We start from the raw sequence: 15,653 nt of genomic DNA on the forward strand, positions 1-15,653 counted from the left end.
TGCTCAAGGTAAGTCTTTGTCGCAGAAGCATTTTCCTTGATTCGGAGCCCCGATGCACTTCAACTGTGTGAGATATCCGGGCTAGCCGTTGAGTTTCAGGCGTTGACAGCCGCATCCGACTTATTTGTTGCGGCCTCGCGCAGCAAGCGTCCTCAACCGCAGCGCGTTGAGGCGGATGAAGCCGGCGGCATCCTTCTGGTCGTAGGCGCCGCGATCGTCCTCGAAGGTGACCAGCGCGTCGGAATAGAGCGTCTTCTTCGACTTGCGGCCGGTCACCATGACATTGCCCTTGTAGAGCTTGAGGCGCACCGTGCCCTCGACGTCTTCCTGGCTCTTGTCGATCATCGCCTGCAGCATCAGCCGCTCGGGCGCGAACCAGAAGCCGTTGTAGATCAGCTCGGCATAGCGCGGCATGAACTCATCCTTGAGGTGCGCGGCACCGCGGTCGAGCGTGATCGATTCGATGGCGCGGTGCGCCGATATCAGGATGGTGCCGCCGGGCGTCTCGTAGACACCGCGCGATTTCATGCCGACGAAGCGGTTCTCGACCAGGTCGAGCCGGCCGATGCCGTTGTCGCGGCCGAGATCGTTGAGCGCCGCCAGCATGGTTGCCGGCGACAGCTTCTTGCCGTCGAGCGCGATCGGGTCGCCCTTGAGGAATTCGATCTCGATCTCGGTGACCTTGTCGGGCGCGTCCATCGGCGAGACGGTGCGCTGATGGACGAATTCCGGCGGCTCGCTCCACGGGTCTTCCAGCACCTTGCCCTCGGAAGACGAATGCAGAAGATTGGCGTCGACCGAGAACGGCGCGTCGCCCTTCTTGTCCTTCGGCACCGGAATCTGGTGCTGTTCGGCGAATTTGATCAGGTCCGTGCGCGACTTGAACGACCAGTCGCGCCATGGCGCGATGACCTTGATGTCGGGGTTTAGCGCATAGGCCGAAAGCTCGAAGCGAACCTGATCGTTGCCCTTGCCGGTGGCGCCATGCGCGATCGCGTCGGCACCGGTTTCCCTGGCGATCTCGACGAGGTGCTTCGAGATCAGCGGCCGCGCGATCGAGGTGCCGAGCAGGTAGGTGCCTTCATAGACGGCGTTGGCGCGGAACATCGGGAAGACGAAGTCGGCGACGAATTCCTCGCGCACGTCGACGACGCGGATGTCCTTGATGCCCATCATCTCGGCCTTGCGTCGGGCCGGCTCGAGTTCGCCACCCTGGCCGAGATCGGCGGTGAAGGTGACGACTTCGGCGCCGAGTTCGGTCTGCAGCCATTTCAGGATGATGGATGTGTCGAGGCCGCCGGAATAAGCGAGCACGACCTTCTTGACGTCTTTGGCTTTTGACATTTTGGCTGTTCCGCGACAGGAGTTCTCGGCGGGCGAGGTATCACGCCGTTTCCGGCTAACGCAAGAGATGAACGCGGCTCGGCCCAACGAGACGGTGGCGTGACAGACGATTGAGGAGAGCTGGATCAGTCCTCTTGTCGCCCGATGCTGGCAAGGATGGGCGGCATCGTCTATAGGCGGGTGTTCCCGAGCCAAAAGGCCTGCCATGTCCTTCATCCCAGACGCCACCACGCTGATCCAGTTCGCCATCGCCACAGTTATCCTGGCGATCACGCCTGGCCCCGACATGACGCTGTTCGTCTCGCGCACGCTGAGCCAGGGCCGCGCCGCCGGCTTCGCCTCGATGGCGGGCGCGCTGTGCGGCACGCTGATCCACACCACGCTGGTGGTGGTCGGCGTCTCGGCGCTGATCGTCGCCTCGCCGATGGCCTTCCTCGTGCTGAAGATCTTCGGCGCCGGCTATCTCGTCTTCCTGGCCTTGCAGGCGATCGCCAAGGGCTCGGCTTTTTCGCCTGAGAAAAAGATGGGACCCCGGATTTCGCTTCTGCGCAGCTGGGCGGCGGGGCTAGGCGTCAATCTGCTGAACCCGAAGATCATCCTGTTCTTCATGACCTTCCTGCCGCAATTCGTCTCCGCGCATGACCCGAACGCGCCGGGAAAACTGTTTTTCCTTGGGGGCATGTTCATCGTACTGGCGATCCCGGTGACGGCACCGATGGTGCTGGCGGCGGAAAAGTTCTCGGCGGCGATGAAGGCCAGCCCGCGCGTCACGCGGGCGGTCGACTATCTCTTTGCCGGCGTGTTTTCGGCCTTCGCGCTCAAGATCCTGACGGCCCAGGCGAAATAGGAGCCTTCCCGTCCCACCAGCTTCCGGCCCAGCGCCCGGCGCTGAGCCAATAGAAGATTCCGCCGATCATGCCGCCGCCGATCACCGCCATCATGGCGCTGGTGTCCCTGACCGCGAAGGTGGAGTCGCCGGCGTGGTCGACAAGGCCGAGGAAAACGGCCGCGACCACCGCGCCGGCCAGTGCATAGAACAGCCAGTCGCGCCGGCCGAGCAGCTCGGCGACCAGGATGACGATCGTCGCCGGCATGAAGGCGGAATAGGCGACGAACAGAGCGACGAAGGGAACCGAGAAATACAGCGAAGCCGTCGCGGCCGGATGCGCGTTCTGCGGCATGTAGCCGAGCGAGGCCAGGAATAGGACGTTTAGGAAAGCACTCGCCGCCAGCGAGGCGACGGCATAGCCGAGCAGGATGACTGCAAGGCGGATGAGATAGGCGACGAGGCGGTTCATTGCCGATCCCGGCGCGTGAGATGGCCGGAATTGCGTCCGGCCAGAAGCCAGTAGACCGAACCGGCGGCAATGCCGGCCGTCGCCAGAAAACCGAGAAAGCCCGGATTGAAAATAAACCCTCCGGCCGAGCGCGGGCTGGAGACACCAAATGCGGTGGATGTGATCGCACCCGTCACCGCGAAATAAAACCATTTTCGAAGCGACAACCGCTCGGCGAGAAAGATCGCCGGGCCGACGATCAACAGCGCGCAGACCGCCACGGTCAACACGGCGAGCGGGAAGGAAACCAGCCAGTCGAATTCGAAGACCATGGACCAGCCCCCGCCTTCGATCCCTTCCAGAAGGACGATAAGCAACACAGGGACCAGGACCGAGGTAAGCACGGCGGCGATATAGCCGATGGCTATGATGGCAAGCCGCTTCGGCCAGGCCAGGAGGCGCTTCACGCCTCGCCGTGCCCCGCGATCATCATCGCTTCCAGCGCCAGCCGGTCGACCTTGCGCATGCGTTCCGATTCCGACTTGAGCTGGCCGCAGGCGGCGAGAATGTCGCGGCCGCGCGGCGTGCGGATCGGCGAGGCATAGCCGGCATTGTTGATGTAGTCGGCGAATTTCTCGATCGTTTCCCAGTCCGAGCACTGGTAGTTGGTGCCCGGCCACGGGTTGAACGGGATCAGGTTGATCTTGGCCGGAACGCCCTTGAGCAGCTTGATCAGCGCCTTGGCGTCCTCGATCGAATCGTTGACGTCCTTCAGCATCACATATTCGAAGGTGATGCGCTTGGCGTTCGACAGGCCGGGATAGGCGCGGCAGGCGGCGATCAGTTCCTTCAGCGGATACTTCTTGTTGATCGGCACCAAAAGGTCGCGCAGATCGTCATTGGTGGCGTGCAGCGAGATCGCCAGCATGACGCCGATCTCCTCGCCGGTGCGGAAGATCTCGGGCACGACGCCCGAGGTCGACAGCGTGATGCGGCGCTTCGACAGGGAAAGACCATCGCCGTCGGAGGCGATCAGCAGTGCCTTCTTCACCGCCTCGAAATTGTAGAGCGGTTCGCCCATGCCCATCATGACGATGTTGGAAACCTTGCGGCCCTCGGCCGGCACGATGGCGCCGTCGGGCGTATCGCGGGCGGGAAAGTCGCCGAGCCGGTCGCGGGCAGTGAGCAACTGCGCGAGGATCTCCTCCGCCGTCAGATTGCGCACAAGCTTCTGCGTGCCGGTATGGCAGAACGAGCAAGTCAGCGTGCAGCCGACCTGCGAGGAGATGCAGAGCGTGCCGCGGCCTTCCTCGGGAATATAGACGGTCTCGATCTCGACCGGCCTGCCGGCGCCGCGCGGCGGAAAGCGAAACAGCCACTTTCGCGTGCCGTCGGCGGAAATCTGTTCCTCGACGACCTCGGGCCTGGCGACGGTGAAATGCTTGTCCAGTTCGACGCGCAGATCCTTGGAGATGTTGAGCATGCCGGCGAAGTCGGAGACGCCGCGCACATACATCCAGTGCCAGAGCTGCTGGGCGCGCATCCTGGCCTGGCGCTCCGGTACGATACCCGAGGCGACAAGGGCCTCGCCAAGCTCGGCCCGCGTCAGGCCGATCAGCGACGGCTTTTCGGGCGCAGCACGGGCGCGCAACGCGTCACGGGCACCATCGGCGGTGAGATCGAAGGAAAGGGTCATGGTTGCACAGATATAAGCCGTTTGCGGCCGATTTCATCGATCGTGCCGGTTATGAAGTGCGGCGCATAGCACAGCTTGCGGGTAGAGTCATGCCGGTGGGACCACAACCCCCATACGCCGGGCCTGTGTGCCGGCAACGCATTGATCGCGAATGTTCTGGTCGACGGACGGTCTCGGCGGTCGAACGGAGCCGTTCCCGGACCCGCTTGTTTGCCGCACCAGAACAGCCCGCTACGACAGCTGGCAGCCACGCGCCCTGTCTTCCCGCCGCGTAGATCCGATCACATAGTCGTGTTGTCGTAACAATTCCCATTCCTGCTTCGAAGTCTGAATGGGGCGACCATGCCCTTACAAAATGGGAGTACGCAGAATGAATTCGATCAAGCTCGCCGTCATCGCCGGCGTCGTCGCCCTTTCCGCCTCGCAGGCATTTGCCGAAGACACAATGGGCACAATGACCATGATGAAAGGTGGGGAGGTGACGGCGATCATGCCGGACGGACATATGGGCACCATGAAGCCGGACGCGAAGATGAGCGCCGAGATGATGAAGATGGCCAAGCCGATCAAGCACTGCATGATGATGATGACCGACGCCAAGGGCAAAGCCTATATGATCGACACGTCGACCAAGAAGGCCCAGGCCGAGTGCGAAAAAATGGCTATGTGAGAAGCTGAGCCTCCCGCCGGCTGAGAAGCCGGCGGGAACATCCTGAGCGCAAACTTTGCCGGCGAGGCGACCTGGCGGCGTCGGGCGGAAGCCGCGCCGGAACCAGACCAGGGCTGAAAACAAAAGGCCGGGCTTTGCGGCCCGGCCTGTCAGTCAAGACGAAGTTTCGCCTATTTGCACTTGGCGATCGACGTCAGCGCCGCCGAAATGCCCTTCAGCGAGAAAACATAGGAGGTGGGGTTGCCGCGGCCGGACTTCGCGGAAACCTTCATGTCGCTGCCGGTCTTCATGGCGGCGATCAGCACCGGCTCCTCGGCGGCGTTCTCGACCCAGGCCGACTTGCCGCGGGTGAACATCGAGAACGTCTTCTTGTCGATGGTGACGGTGGCCTTGGAGCCTTCCTGGAAGTTGTAGCCGGCGATGAACTGAGGCTCGTAGGAGACCTGCTGGCCTGGCCGCTGGCTGACGAAGAAGAACATGTCGCCGTGGTCGAGCGTCGGCGGCTGCTTGTCGGTCGGCACGGTCAGGACATAGCAGACCTTGCCGCCCGAGGCCTGGTAGCTGTAGGTGCCCCAGGCATTGTGCTGGCCGATCTTGGTCGCCGACTGCGCCAGCGCCGGCGCCGCCGCGGCCATCAGGGCCAGGCTCGAAACTATAGCAATCAATCCGCGCATCGCTTTTCCCGTATTCCAAAGGTGCGGAGGCGGGCCGCCTTGCGTCCTGCCCGTCGCTTCATTTTGATTTAATCTGGGTTACCAAACGGTGAATTTCCTTTGAGAAAAGGACCTGCACCCCAGGAAACCGCCACCATTCCCGCGCCGCCGCCTTGCAAGCGGCTGGCGCGACGTCCCTTCGGCGACTTGGAGGCCACGAAAGCGGCAAGAGTTTGACTTTTCAACCGTGCCCCGCGGCCATCCTAACTTCCGAGACACGTGACGAATTTCCCTCCAGGCGGTAGGATGCCCATGTTCGTATCCAAGGCACTTCCAAGGCGTCCAGCCTGGGCAGCCTCATCGGCAGCGTATGGGAGATTGGGTCATGGCCATTTCCGAGACGGTCCTGATACTGGCGGGCAGCGTTGTCGTCCTGTCGATCGCGTTCGGCATTCGTGTTGCCATGCGGGCAGCGGCCGCCGGTGCTGCGGCGATGCCGCGACTGGATGATGGGGAGAGCGGATCGCGCGCACCGGATGTGGCCGGGGTCATTGCGCTGCCGCCTTTGATCTTTCTCGGCTTCCTGGTGGTGGCAGTGGTTCTAGAGACGGTCATTCCGCTCCCGGTCCTGGCTGCACAGGCGCCCGCCCGCTATCTGGGCGGGGCCGTGCTCGCGGCGTGCGGGTTTGTCATCATCTTCATGGCGGCGGGGCGCTTTCACGCCGCCGGCACCAATATCCCACCGACCCTGCCGACGACGGCGCTGGTTGTCGACGGCATCTACCGCCGAACCAGGAATCCGTTTTACCTGGGGGCGACCCTTGTCTATTTGGGATTGGGCGTCGCGGCCGGAAGTTTTTGGGCCATCGTGTTGGTCGTCCCGCTGCTGTGGGTGATCAATGCCGGCGTCATCGCGCGGGAAGAGCACTATCTGGAGCGGAAATTCGGCGATGCTTATCATGCCTATAAGGCCCGGGTGCGGCGGTGGGTCTGAACGGCAGAGCTGAGCCCTCGTCCAATCCTTCCACCGCACCGGCTCAGCCCTTGTCGGCAATGGCGTTCCTGGCAGCCTCCCGATGCGCCGGCGTAATGTGAGCGCGGACGGCCGTGATCGCGGCGGTCAGCACAGCGATATCGTCGGTGAAGCCAAGTCCCAACACGAAGTCGGGGATGAGGTCCACCGGCAGGACGAAATAGCCGAGCGCCGCCACCAGGATGCCCTTCGCGCGCAGCGGCGTGTTCTTGTCCATGGCGCAGTAATAGGCGGCGACGACGTCTTCCATGAACGGAATCTGCCGCGCGGCCCTTTTGGCGGTGCGCCAGAACTTCTCGCGCACTTCGCTCTCCCCGCCCAGCCTGTCGCCAAAGCCGAAGAAATCGAACCCGGGTCTTTGCGCCATCAACCTCTCCTCGCGCGGCTCAAGCGCCTCCTGGCGCACGCCCGCGAGGCAAAATGTGGTGAAAGCACCGCTCCCCTACAAGATGCGAGCCGTTCTCGGCCCGGAAAAATCGGACCAGTTTGCTTCACTAACCCATGGCGGAGCCAAGACCATCCGTGTCGCCGCACGTCAGTCGGATGCCGCTAGCGCCTTCTCGATTTGCGGCAGCAGCAGCGTCCGCGCCGAGTCCGGCGTCAGCGGGCCGACATGTTTGTAGGCGATCTTGCCGTCCTTGCCGATGACGAAAGTTTCCGGCACGCCGTAGACGCCCCAGTCGATCGCCACGCGGCCGGCTTCATCGACGCCGATTGCCTGGAAGGGATTGCCGAGATCGCCCAGGAAGCGCCGGGCGTTTTCCGGCTGGTCCTTGTAGTTCAACGCCGCCATCACGAACCGCTTGTCCTGCGCCAGGCCCAGCAGCACCGGGTGCTCTTCGCGGCATGGCGCGCACCATGACGCGAAGACGTTGACCAGCGTGACCTTGCCGGCGAAGGCTTTCGAATCGAGCCCCGGCAGGTTTGAGCCTTCCAGCGCCGGCAGGCTGGTCTGCGGCGCCGGCAAGCCGATCAGCGCAGACGGCACCTCCGAAATGTCGCGCCCCGACAGAAGCTGCGACAGGAACAGGCCCGCCAGGCCGAGAAAGATCAGCAGCGGCAAAAGCACGAACAGGCGGCGACGGGTCGGCGACGGCGTTTCCGTTTCCATGCTCATGATTGGGCCGCCTTGTCGGACCGGCGGCGAACGCCGGCCGCTTCGAGTTCGGCGAGTTCGCGCTTCCGCGCGCGCTGGTCGAGCAGGATCCAACCGATCAGCCCGGCCAATGCCACGGCGGTGATCGCGTAAGCAGCGGTAACGTAGAGTGCATGCGCGCTCATGCCTGCCGCTCCCTCGACACCCTTCTCTCCAGCCGCATCCTTCCGCCTTGCTCGATCATACCTTCCCTTAACGGCGCCTGCGCCGCTTCGCAATCGGCCGCCGCGCCGCAGCCGGCGGGCTTATACCGTCGCCACGCGGCGACCAGCCTTGATATCGCTCAATCCGTTCCATGACGCAGCGCCAGCGCCGCCGATACCGGCCCCAGCACGCTAAGAAACAGCGTCAGCGCGGCAAGAATGAGGAAGGGCTGCAGAAACGGATCGGGATTGGCGGTCGCGCCATAGCTCGCCGAAACGCCGAAAATCAGCACCGGTATCGTCAGCGGCAGCACCAGCACCGAGATCAGCAGCCCGCCCCGCGGCAGCGCCACCGCCACTGCCGCACCGGCCGCCCCGATGAAGGTGATCGCCGGCGTGCCGACCAGCAGCGTCAGCGCCGTTGCGCCGATGGCGAGCGGCTCCATGTTCATGAACAGCCCAAGCAGGGGCGCAGCGACCACCAGCGGCAAGACGCTGCCGGCCCAATGCGCCAGGCATTTCACCAGCACAGTCAGCGCCAGCATGTGCCGGTCGTTGCCGAGCACCAAAAGATCGAGCGAGCCGTCCTCTCGGTCGGCCTGGAACAGCCGGTCGAGCCCGAGCAGGCAGGAAAGCAGTGCGCCGACCCACAGGATCGCCGGTCCGATGCGGGCAAGCAGCTTGAGGTCCGGCCCGACGCCGAACGGAATGGTGGCGATCACGGCGAGGAAGAAGATGACGCCAGTCAATGCGCCGCCGCCGGCGCGGATGTTGAGGCGGATATCGCGGAGGAAAAGGGACCACATCAGGATGTGGTCCTTTGTTGAGGGAGGCGTTCTGTCGCGCCGTAGGGCGCCGACATCAAACGGGTTCTCCCATCACCAATCCCCGCGCCCCTTCCAATCCCAACGGCAGATGCGTGGCCGCAAGCACGATCCCTCCGTCCTCGATATGCCTCGCCATCGCCCCCGCAAACCGCGCCTCCGAAGCCTTGTCCAGCCCGGCCGTCGGCTCATCCAGCAGCCACAAGGGCCGGTGGCTGACCAGAAGCTTGGCGATCGCCGCGCGGCGCCGCTGCCCGGTCGAGAGATAGCCGAACGGCAGGTGGCCGATGCCATCAAGCCCGACGGTCTCCAGCGCCGCTTCGACGCCGACGGATCCACGGCCGTTGAAGTCGCGCCAGAAGCGCAGGTTTTCCGTAACGCTGAGCGCCGTCTTCATCGCGTTTTGGTGGCCGAGATAGTGGCAGGCCGAGGCGATCGACGGAAATTCATCACCCCCGCCCTCGATCAGCAGGCGGCCCTCAGCCTTCGGCAGCAGTCCGGCGACGATCCTGAGCAAGGTCGATTTGCCTGACCCGTTCGGCCCGGTCACGACAAGCGCCTGGCCCCGATCGAGGGCAAAGCCAATGCCGGAAAACACCGTCTCGCCGCCGCGTTCGCCGCCTAGATTTTCGGCGATAAGCCGCATTCCTGCCTGCCCTGGAACCAGTGCGTCGCGGCGGCTGCCGCATCGCACAAATTTGCTTTTTAACTGTCTAGAACTATTCCAGAAAATTCTCTATATGCGGTGCATCCGTGCCAGCGGTCGGCACGGGATCAGAATTAGCGCCGAACCAGCGCACGCGCCGCCTTGAACGGCTCGGGTTGCTTGGGAGCGGACAGCGGAAATGGCCGTACCCGCACCTTTGCGCGTGATTGCATGCCATCGGCGTCCGTTCCCTTTCAGGCTGAACAGACAAGGACGGATCGCACGTGTCAAAATCCCTCGACAGTTTCAATTGCCGCCGCACCCTGACCGCGGGCGGCGCGGACTATGTCTATTTCGATCTCATCGAGGCCGAGAAGAACGGCCTCACCGGTATTGCCCAGTTGCCCTATTCGATGAAGGTGCTGCTGGAGAACCTGTTGCGCAACGAGGACGGCCGGTCCGTCACCAAGGACAGCATCCAGGCGGTTGCCGGCTGGTTGACCGACAGGGGCACCGCCGGCGTCGAGATCGCCTATCGCCCGGCTCGCGTGCTGATGCAGGATTTCACCGGCGTTCCGGCCGTGGTCGACCTTGCGGCCATGCGCGATGCCATGGCCTCGCTGGGCGGTGATCCGCAGAAGATCAACCCACTGGTTCCCGTCGACCTCGTCATCGACCATTCGGTCATCGTCGACGAGTTCGGCACGCCGATGGCCTTCGCTCGCAATGTCGAGCTTGAATATGAGCGCAACGAGGAACGCTACAAGTTCCTGAAATGGGGCCAGCAGGCGTTCCGCAACTTCCGCGTCGTGCCGCCCGGCACCGGCATCTGCCACCAGGTCAATCTCGAATATCTCGGCCAGGTCGTCTGGACCAACACCGAAGACGGCGAAATATCGGCCTATCCCGACACCTGCGTCGGCACCGATTCGCACACCACGATGATCAACGGCCTTGGCGTGCTCGGCTGGGGCGTCGGCGGCATCGAGGCCGAGGCGGCCATGCTCGGCCAGCCTGTCTCCATGCTTTTGCCCGAGGTCATCGGCTTTCGTCTCACCGGCAAGCTGAAGGAAGGCGTCACGGCAACCGATCTCGTGCTCACCGTCACCCAGATGCTGCGCAAGAAGGGCGTCGTCGGCAAGTTCGTCGAGTTCTTCGGCCCCGGCCTTTCCAACATGACGCTGGCCGACCGCGCCACCATCGGCAACATGGCGCCCGAATATGGCGCCACCTGCGGCTTCTTCCCGGTCGATTCGGAGACCATCCGCTACCTGACCATGTCCGGCCGCGAGGAAAGCCGCATCGCGCTGGTCGAGGCCTATTCCAAGGCGCAAGGCATGTGGCGCGACAAGGGTTCGGCGGACCCCGTGTTCACCGACCTGCTCGAACTCGATCTCGGCGAGGTCGTGCCGTCGATGGCCGGCCCCAAGCGCCCCGAGGGCCGCGTCGCGCTCGAAGGCATTCCGGCTGGCTTCGTCAAGGCGATGGAGACCGAATACAAAAAGGCGGCTGAAATCTCCAGGCGCTATGCCGTCGAAGGCACCGGTCATGATCTCGGCCATGGCGACGTCGTCATCGCCGCCATCACCTCCTGCACCAACACCTCGAACCCGAGCGTGCTGATCGGCGCCGGGCTGCTCGCCCGCAACGCCAACCGCCTGGGCCTGAAGCAGAAGCCGTGGGTGAAGACCTCGCTGGCGCCGGGCAGCCAGGTGGTCGCCGAGTATCTCGAGAAATCCGGCCTGCAGAAGGAGCTCGACCAGATCGGCTTCAACCTGGTCGGCTTCGGCTGCACCACCTGCATCGGCAATTCCGGCCCGCTGCCGGCGCCGATCTCCAAGACCATCAATGACAAGGGTCTGATCGCTGCCGCGGTGCTGTCCGGCAACCGCAACTTCGAAGGCCGCGTCTCGCCCGACGTGCAGGCGAACTATCTCGCTTCGCCGCCGCTGGTCGTGGCGCATGCGCTCGCCGGAACCGTCACCAGGGACCTGACCACGGAGCCGCTCGGCGAAGACAGAAACGGCAATCCGGTCTACCTCAAGGACATCTGGCCGAGTTCGGCCGAGATCCAGGAGTTCATCGAGAAGAACGTCACCCGCGAGCTGTTCGCCCGCAAATATGCCGACGTCTTCAAGGGCGACGAGTACTGGCAGAACGTCAAGGCGCCGGAAGGCCAGACCTATGCCTGGGACGACAATTCGACCTATGTGCAGAACCCGCCCTATTTCGCCGGCATGACCGCCGGTTTCGGCAAGATCGGCGACATCAAGGGCGCGCGCGTGCTTGGCCTGTTCGGCGATAAGATCACCACCGACCACATTTCGCCGGCGGGTTCGATCAAGGCGGCCTCGCCGGCCGGCAAATATCTCACCGACCATGGCGTCGGCGTCGCCGACTTCAACCAGTACGGCACGCGGCGCGGCAATCATGAAGTGATGATGCGCGGCACCTTCGCCAACATCCGCATCCGCAATCACATGCTGGGCGAGAACGGCCGCGAGGGCGGCTACACCATCCACTACCCGTCGAAGGAAGAGGAATCGATCTACGACGCCGCGATGGAGTACAAGAAGGAAGGCGTGCCGCTGGTCATCTTCGCCGGCGTCGAATACGGCAACGGCTCGTCGCGCGACTGGGCGGCCAAGGGAACGAATCTCCTTGGTGTCCGCGCGGTCATCGCGCAGTCGTTCGAGCGCATCCATCGCTCGAACCTGGTCGGCATGGGCGTCATCCCCTTTGTCTTCGAGGAAGGCACTTCGTGGGCCTCGCTCAACCTCAAGGGCGACGAGCTGGTCGAGATCGACGGGCTGGATGCCATCAAGCCACGCCAGAAGATGATTGCCAAGATCACCTGCGGCGACGGCACGGTGAAGAATGTGCCGATCATCTGCCGCATCGATACGCTGGATGAGCTCGACTACTTCAAGAACGGCGGCATTCTGCAGTACGTGCTGCGCGATCTGGCTGCTTAAAGCAGCAAGGGAATAAGGGAGTAGGGGAGTAGGGCAAGGAAGGTAGCTCCTACTGCCCTACTGCCCTACTGCCCTACTGCCCTACTGCCCTACTGCCCTCTTCGGCGCCCCATTTCATGCCGAGGAACCGGCGCAGGTTGAACAGCGTGTAGGCCAGCGTGAAGCCGGCGATCGGCAGCACGTCGGCCCAGACCGTGCCCCTGGTGGCAAAGGTATGGAAGATCGTCGAGCCGATGCCGATCGCCACCACCCACCAGGCCAGCAGCTCGGCGAAGGTGCCGGCTTGCAGCCGCCGCACTTCCCGCACGCCCCATAATCCCGCGGCAATGAAAGCCAGGTTGGTCAAAGCATTGGCCGGCTCTGCCCAAAGTCCCGGGCCGGTTCGCTCGCAATAGAGATCGATCGGGGTCAGGAGAGTTTGCCACATGACGATGATGCCATCCCCAAATCGAACCGCGCGATGAAATGCAGTGTCCTCTCCTATTGCGCCCTTACCTGCGGCTGCAACGACAAAATTTCACCGCAACGTGACTTCCCGTTGACTTCCGGTTCTGCCACATATTTCAGCAATCAGAAAAAAGCCGGCGCCACCGGCGGGAATCGGAATGGTCATGGCTTCGCGAAGATCACTGTGGTTGGCAGCCGTTGCGCTGGCCTTCTCGGCGTTTGCTGGGGCCGGGAATGCCGCCGGGTCCGAGAGGATGCGGGCTGAAAAACCGGCAAGGCCGCTCGGCGTGGTTGAACTGTTCACCAGCCAAGGCTGCAATTCCTGTCCGCCGGCCGATGCCCTCTTCGCCGAGCTTGCCGCCAAGGAAGACATCGTCGCGCTGGCTTATCACGTCGACTACTGGGATTATCTCGGCTGGCATGACACGCTGGGCCGCAAGGAGAACACCGAGCGCCAATATGACTATATGCGTGCCTTCGGCAGCCGCTCCGTCTACACGCCGCAGGCGGTCATCAATGGTCGCGCCCATGTCAACGGTGCCAATCGCGGCGAGGTCGAAGGCGCGCTCGCCCGCATGGCCAAGGCCGGTGAAGGCATGCGTGTCGGCATCAACGTCAGCCGCACCAGCGATCGCGTGATCATCGACACCGGCGGGGCCGGAACCGGACCCAGCGATGCCCATGTCGTCATCGTCTATTTCGACCCGCCGCAGACGATCCAGGTCGGACAAGGCGAGAACAACGGCCACAAGATGACTTATTGGAACGCGGTGACGGGCATCCAGGCCGCCGGCATGTGGCATGGCAGGGCGCAGCGCTACGAATTGCCGTTGAGCGAGATTTCCAAGAAGGGCGGCAGCGCCGTGCTCTTGCAGTCGGTCGGCAAGGACGGCATGCCCGGGCCCATTCTCGGCGCCGCTCTCATTTACAAGCCCTGATTCCCTGGCATTGCTTCAATGCGTTAGTGGCCGGTCAGGCGGTCGGCGAAGGCGGCGAGGCGCGATGTCCGCCCAAGGCCTTTCGCCTCGCGCTGATCGGCGATGCGATAGAGCTGGTACATGGAATGGACGCCAAGCCAGCGCAGCGGCTCCGGCTCCCATTTCTTCACCGTGCGGTTGACCCAGGGCAACCGGGTCAGCTCGGTGTCGCGGCCAAGAACGAGGTCGCGCAAGGTACGTCCTGACAGGTTCGAGCTTGAAACGCCGAGCCCGACATAGCCGCCCGCCCAGCCGATGCCGGTTTGGCGATCGAAGCCCGATGTGGTGCACCAGTCGCGTGGCACGCCGAGCGTGCCGCACCAGGCGTGGTCGAGGCGCACGCCCCTGGTCTGCGGCAGCAATCTGGTCAGGATCTCGTGCAACTGGTCGATGGTCGTTTGCTGGGTTCGTCCCCGGATGTCGGTGCGCGAGCCGAATCGGTAGGGTACGCCGCGGCCGCCCATGGCGATCCGGCCTTCCCGCGTGCGCTGCGCATAGCAATAGGTATGCGCGGCGTCGCCCAGCACCTCGTAGCCGCTCCAGCCGATCGCGTCCCAGAGCTTTTGCGGCAGCGGCTCGGTCACCACGATGGCGCTGTTCAGCGGCAGCCAGAGGCGCTCGAAGCCGGGAATGCCGGCCGTGAACCCTTCGGTGGCACGTACGATCTTTTCGGCATGGACGATGCCGCGGCTGGTGGTGACCTTGCCTTTCTCGATCGCCAGCACCTGCGTCTGTTCGTAAATAGGAACACCGAGCCGCACGACCGCCGTCGCCAGCCCCTGAACCAGCTTGGCCGGCTGCACACGGGCGACGTTGCGCACGACGAAGGCGCCCAGCACATTATCGATGGCGATGCGCTCGCGCGCCTCCTGCGCACCGATGAAGGCCAGCTTCTCCTCCGGCACCTCCCAATGCCGCGCCTCCTCATACTCCGCCCTGGCGCGCTGCAATTGCGCCGGGTTGGTCGCGACGGTGATGTTGTCGACGCGGCGGATATCGGCATCTATGCCTTCGGCCTCGGCGACCGAGATTACCTCCTCGACAGTGCCAAGCATGGCGCGCTGCATGTCGATCACGGCGCCGCGCGACGAGGTCTTGGCGTATTTCTCGCGCGACCAGCTGAAGCCGCCGGAAAGCCAGCCGCCGTTGCGGCCCGAGGCGCCGTAGCCGGCGAACTCCTTCTCGACGATGGCGATGCGCAGCGATGGCTGCGCCTTCTTGAGATAATAGGCGGTCCACAATCCGGTATAGCCGGCCCCCACGATGCAGACATCGGCATCGATATCGCCGGGCAAGGGCGGACGGCTTGCCGGTACGCCGCCCATGTCGGCATACCAGAACGACACGTCGCCATTGTGCTTGGCTTGCATTGCGATCGGCTTTCTAGAGTAAATGATGCGCGCCTTTCACCCCGGCCTAACGGGGTGTCTCACCCAGCCATCCCTGACCGCGCCATCGGCTTCAAAGGATCGGCTTTACGTCAGCCGCATGCAGGCATGAAAAAACCGACGCCAGCTTGCTTCTGACGTCGGTCATTTAGGTTTTGGGATCGTCGCACCTGGTTTTTCCGAGGAAAAACCGAGGTTGGTTCGATCCGACGCAGACCCGTGGGCGGGGGGCTTGGGGTTTACGAGCCGGTGCCGGACCGAACCGTCTCAGGCAACGCCGCTAAATTCGTCGGACATTGGGGCATGAGCGCGGATAAAAAATGGCGAGAATGTGGCGAAGCATCACCAATTCCAACATGCGTTTCACAAACGTGACTGGACGCCGCAGAAACAGCGCGGCGCCGTGCTGCTTCGCCGGCCTTGC

General features: G+C 63.6%; 17 protein-coding genes and 1 pseudogene. 5 read left to right on the plus strand and 13 right to left on the minus strand.

Annotation, left to right across the window (positions count from 1 at the left end):
• Positions 1 to 120: 120 nt before the first annotated feature.
• Positions 121 to 1,344, minus strand: a complete 1,224-nt coding sequence (locus NKJ26_RS29135) for an argininosuccinate synthase (protein ID WP_352698906.1) — start codon at positions 1,342 to 1,344, stop codon at positions 121 to 123.
• 205 nt (positions 1,345 to 1,549) lie between these two features.
• Between NKJ26_RS29135 and NKJ26_RS29140 the strand changes: the two genes are divergently transcribed.
• On the plus strand, positions 1,550 to 2,191 hold the full coding sequence (locus NKJ26_RS29140; RefSeq protein ID WP_352698908.1) for a LysE family translocator: 642 nt from the start codon (positions 1,550 to 1,552) through the stop codon (positions 2,189 to 2,191).
• Here the strand turns inward: NKJ26_RS29140 and NKJ26_RS29145 are convergent.
• From NKJ26_RS29145 to rlmN, 3 genes are read right to left on the minus strand one after another with little or no spacing between them, the layout of a single operon-like run.
• A complete protein-coding gene (locus tag NKJ26_RS29145; protein WP_352698910.1) occupies positions 2,163 to 2,642 on the minus strand; it encodes a hypothetical protein in 480 nt (159 codons plus the stop codon). The two genes, NKJ26_RS29140 and NKJ26_RS29145, sit on opposite strands and share 29 nt — an antisense overlap.
• The gene (locus tag NKJ26_RS29150) at positions 2,639 to 3,088 is read right to left on the minus strand and encodes a hypothetical protein (protein ID WP_352698912.1); all 450 of its coding nucleotides are present in this window, start codon (positions 3,086 to 3,088) and stop codon (positions 2,639 to 2,641) included. Before NKJ26_RS29150 ends, NKJ26_RS29145 begins: the two co-directional genes overlap by 4 nt.
• The gene (rlmN, locus tag NKJ26_RS29155; protein WP_352608143.1) at positions 3,085 to 4,317 is read right to left on the minus strand and encodes a dual-specificity RNA methyltransferase RlmN; all 1,233 of its coding nucleotides are present in this window, start codon (positions 4,315 to 4,317) and stop codon (positions 3,085 to 3,087) included. The genes NKJ26_RS29150 and rlmN overlap by 4 nt, the downstream gene beginning before the upstream one ends.
• 370 nt (positions 4,318 to 4,687) lie before the next feature.
• Between rlmN and NKJ26_RS29160 the strand changes: the two genes are divergently transcribed.
• Complete coding sequence (locus tag NKJ26_RS29160; RefSeq protein WP_352608145.1) at positions 4,688 to 4,987, plus strand: hypothetical protein; 300 nt, start codon at positions 4,688 to 4,690, stop codon at positions 4,985 to 4,987.
• A gap of 170 nt (positions 4,988 to 5,157) precedes the next feature.
• On the opposite strand, the gene NKJ26_RS29165 is transcribed toward NKJ26_RS29160, so the two are convergent.
• A complete protein-coding gene (locus NKJ26_RS29165) occupies positions 5,158 to 5,661 on the minus strand; it encodes an invasion associated locus B family protein (RefSeq protein ID WP_352602575.1) in 504 nt (167 codons plus the stop codon).
• A 364-nt stretch (positions 5,662 to 6,025) separates the two neighbouring features.
• On the opposite strand from NKJ26_RS29165, the gene NKJ26_RS29170 reads away from it, so the two are divergent.
• Positions 6,026 to 6,634 (plus strand): methyltransferase family protein, encoded by a 609-nt coding sequence (locus tag NKJ26_RS29170; RefSeq protein ID WP_352602577.1) that lies wholly within the window; start codon positions 6,026 to 6,028, stop codon positions 6,632 to 6,634.
• 43 nt (positions 6,635 to 6,677) lie between these two features.
• Here the strand turns inward: NKJ26_RS29170 and NKJ26_RS29175 are convergent, their stop codons facing one another.
• From NKJ26_RS29175 to ccmA, 5 genes are all read right to left on the minus strand, one after another.
• Positions 6,678 to 7,040, minus strand: a complete 363-nt coding sequence (locus NKJ26_RS29175) for a YkvA family protein (protein ID WP_352698915.1) — start codon at positions 7,038 to 7,040, stop codon at positions 6,678 to 6,680.
• A gap of 168 nt (positions 7,041 to 7,208) precedes the next feature.
• Positions 7,209 to 7,784, minus strand: coding sequence for a DsbE family thiol:disulfide interchange protein (locus tag NKJ26_RS29180; RefSeq protein ID WP_502903229.1), 576 nt, complete (start codon positions 7,782 to 7,784; stop codon positions 7,209 to 7,211).
• A 2-nt stretch (positions 7,785 to 7,786) separates the two neighbouring features.
• On the minus strand, positions 7,787 to 7,954 hold the full coding sequence (gene ccmD, locus NKJ26_RS29185; protein WP_027027216.1) for a heme exporter protein CcmD: 168 nt from the start codon (positions 7,952 to 7,954) through the stop codon (positions 7,787 to 7,789).
• Between the two features lie 158 nt (positions 7,955 to 8,112).
• Entirely contained in the window at positions 8,113 to 8,778 is a 666-nt protein-coding gene (gene ccmB / locus NKJ26_RS29190; protein ID WP_352698919.1) for a heme exporter protein CcmB, read from the minus strand.
• A gap of 55 nt (positions 8,779 to 8,833) precedes the next feature.
• A complete protein-coding gene (gene ccmA, locus NKJ26_RS29195; protein WP_352698921.1) occupies positions 8,834 to 9,442 on the minus strand; it encodes a heme ABC exporter ATP-binding protein CcmA in 609 nt (202 codons plus the stop codon).
• Between the two features lie 284 nt (positions 9,443 to 9,726).
• On the opposite strand from ccmA, the gene acnA reads away from it, so the two are divergent.
• Positions 9,727 to 12,417 carry an aconitate hydratase AcnA gene (gene acnA / locus NKJ26_RS29200; protein ID WP_352698923.1) on the plus strand — a complete coding sequence of 897 codons (2,691 nt, stop codon included), beginning with the start codon at positions 9,727 to 9,729 and terminating at the stop codon, positions 12,415 to 12,417.
• A gap of 106 nt (positions 12,418 to 12,523) precedes the next feature.
• Here acnA and NKJ26_RS29205 read toward each other — a convergent pair.
• Positions 12,524 to 12,844: pseudogene (locus tag NKJ26_RS29205) on the minus strand (ceramidase domain-containing protein); the annotation flags it as partial.
• 90 nt (positions 12,845 to 12,934) lie between these two features.
• Positions 12,935 to 13,168 carry a hypothetical protein gene (locus tag NKJ26_RS29210; protein WP_352698925.1) on the minus strand — a complete coding sequence of 78 codons (234 nt, stop codon included), beginning with the start codon at positions 13,166 to 13,168 and terminating at the stop codon, positions 12,935 to 12,937.
• Here NKJ26_RS29210 and NKJ26_RS29215 point away from each other — a divergent pair.
• Positions 13,152 to 13,802, plus strand: coding sequence for a DUF1223 domain-containing protein (locus NKJ26_RS29215; RefSeq protein ID WP_352698927.1), 651 nt, complete (start codon positions 13,152 to 13,154; stop codon positions 13,800 to 13,802). The two genes, NKJ26_RS29210 and NKJ26_RS29215, sit on opposite strands and share 17 nt — an antisense overlap.
• 23 nt (positions 13,803 to 13,825) lie before the next feature.
• Here the strand turns inward: NKJ26_RS29215 and NKJ26_RS29220 are convergent, their stop codons facing one another.
• Positions 13,826 to 15,211, minus strand: a complete 1,386-nt coding sequence (locus NKJ26_RS29220; RefSeq protein ID WP_352698929.1) for an NAD(P)/FAD-dependent oxidoreductase — start codon at positions 15,209 to 15,211, stop codon at positions 13,826 to 13,828.
• Positions 15,212 to 15,653 lie beyond the last annotated feature (442 nt).

This window comes from Mesorhizobium sp. M0152 (genome assembly GCF_040322415.1).
Taxonomy (GTDB): Bacteria; Pseudomonadota; Alphaproteobacteria; order Rhizobiales; family Rhizobiaceae; genus Mesorhizobium.

What these genes read in the sequence shown, in the direction of transcription:
- ccmB (WP_352698919.1), bottom strand. Translation starts at nt 8,778, where the DNA reads ATGTGGTCCCTTTTCCTCCGCGATATCCGCCTCAACATCCGCGCCGGC.
- NKJ26_RS29160 (WP_352608145.1), top strand. Translation starts at nt 4,688, where the DNA reads ATGAATTCGATCAAGCTCGCCGTCATCGCCGGCGTCGTCGCCCTTTCC.
- NKJ26_RS29165 (WP_352602575.1), bottom strand. Translation starts at nt 5,661, where the DNA reads ATGCGCGGATTGATTGCTATAGTTTCGAGCCTGGCCCTGATGGCCGCG.
- NKJ26_RS29170 (WP_352602577.1), top strand. Translation starts at nt 6,026, where the DNA reads ATGGCCATTTCCGAGACGGTCCTGATACTGGCGGGCAGCGTTGTCGTC.
- NKJ26_RS29140 (WP_352698908.1), top strand. Translation starts at nt 1,550, where the DNA reads ATGTCCTTCATCCCAGACGCCACCACGCTGATCCAGTTCGCCATCGCC.
- NKJ26_RS29180 (WP_502903229.1), bottom strand. Translation starts at nt 7,784, where the DNA reads ATGGAAACGGAAACGCCGTCGCCGACCCGTCGCCGCCTGTTCGTGCTT.
- NKJ26_RS29175 (WP_352698915.1), bottom strand. Translation starts at nt 7,040, where the DNA reads ATGGCGCAAAGACCCGGGTTCGATTTCTTCGGCTTTGGCGACAGGCTG.
- ccmA (WP_352698921.1), bottom strand. Translation starts at nt 9,442, where the DNA reads ATGCGGCTTATCGCCGAAAATCTAGGCGGCGAACGCGGCGGCGAGACG.
- NKJ26_RS29135 (WP_352698906.1), bottom strand. Translation starts at nt 1,344, where the DNA reads ATGTCAAAAGCCAAAGACGTCAAGAAGGTCGTGCTCGCTTATTCCGGC.
- rlmN (WP_352608143.1), bottom strand. Translation starts at nt 4,317, where the DNA reads ATGACCCTTTCCTTCGATCTCACCGCCGATGGTGCCCGTGACGCGTTG.
- ccmD (WP_027027216.1), bottom strand. Translation starts at nt 7,954, where the DNA reads ATGAGCGCGCATGCACTCTACGTTACCGCTGCTTACGCGATCACCGCC.
- NKJ26_RS29145 (WP_352698910.1), bottom strand. Translation starts at nt 2,642, where the DNA reads ATGAACCGCCTCGTCGCCTATCTCATCCGCCTTGCAGTCATCCTGCTC.
- NKJ26_RS29220 (WP_352698929.1), bottom strand. Translation starts at nt 15,211, where the DNA reads ATGCAAGCCAAGCACAATGGCGACGTGTCGTTCTGGTATGCCGACATG.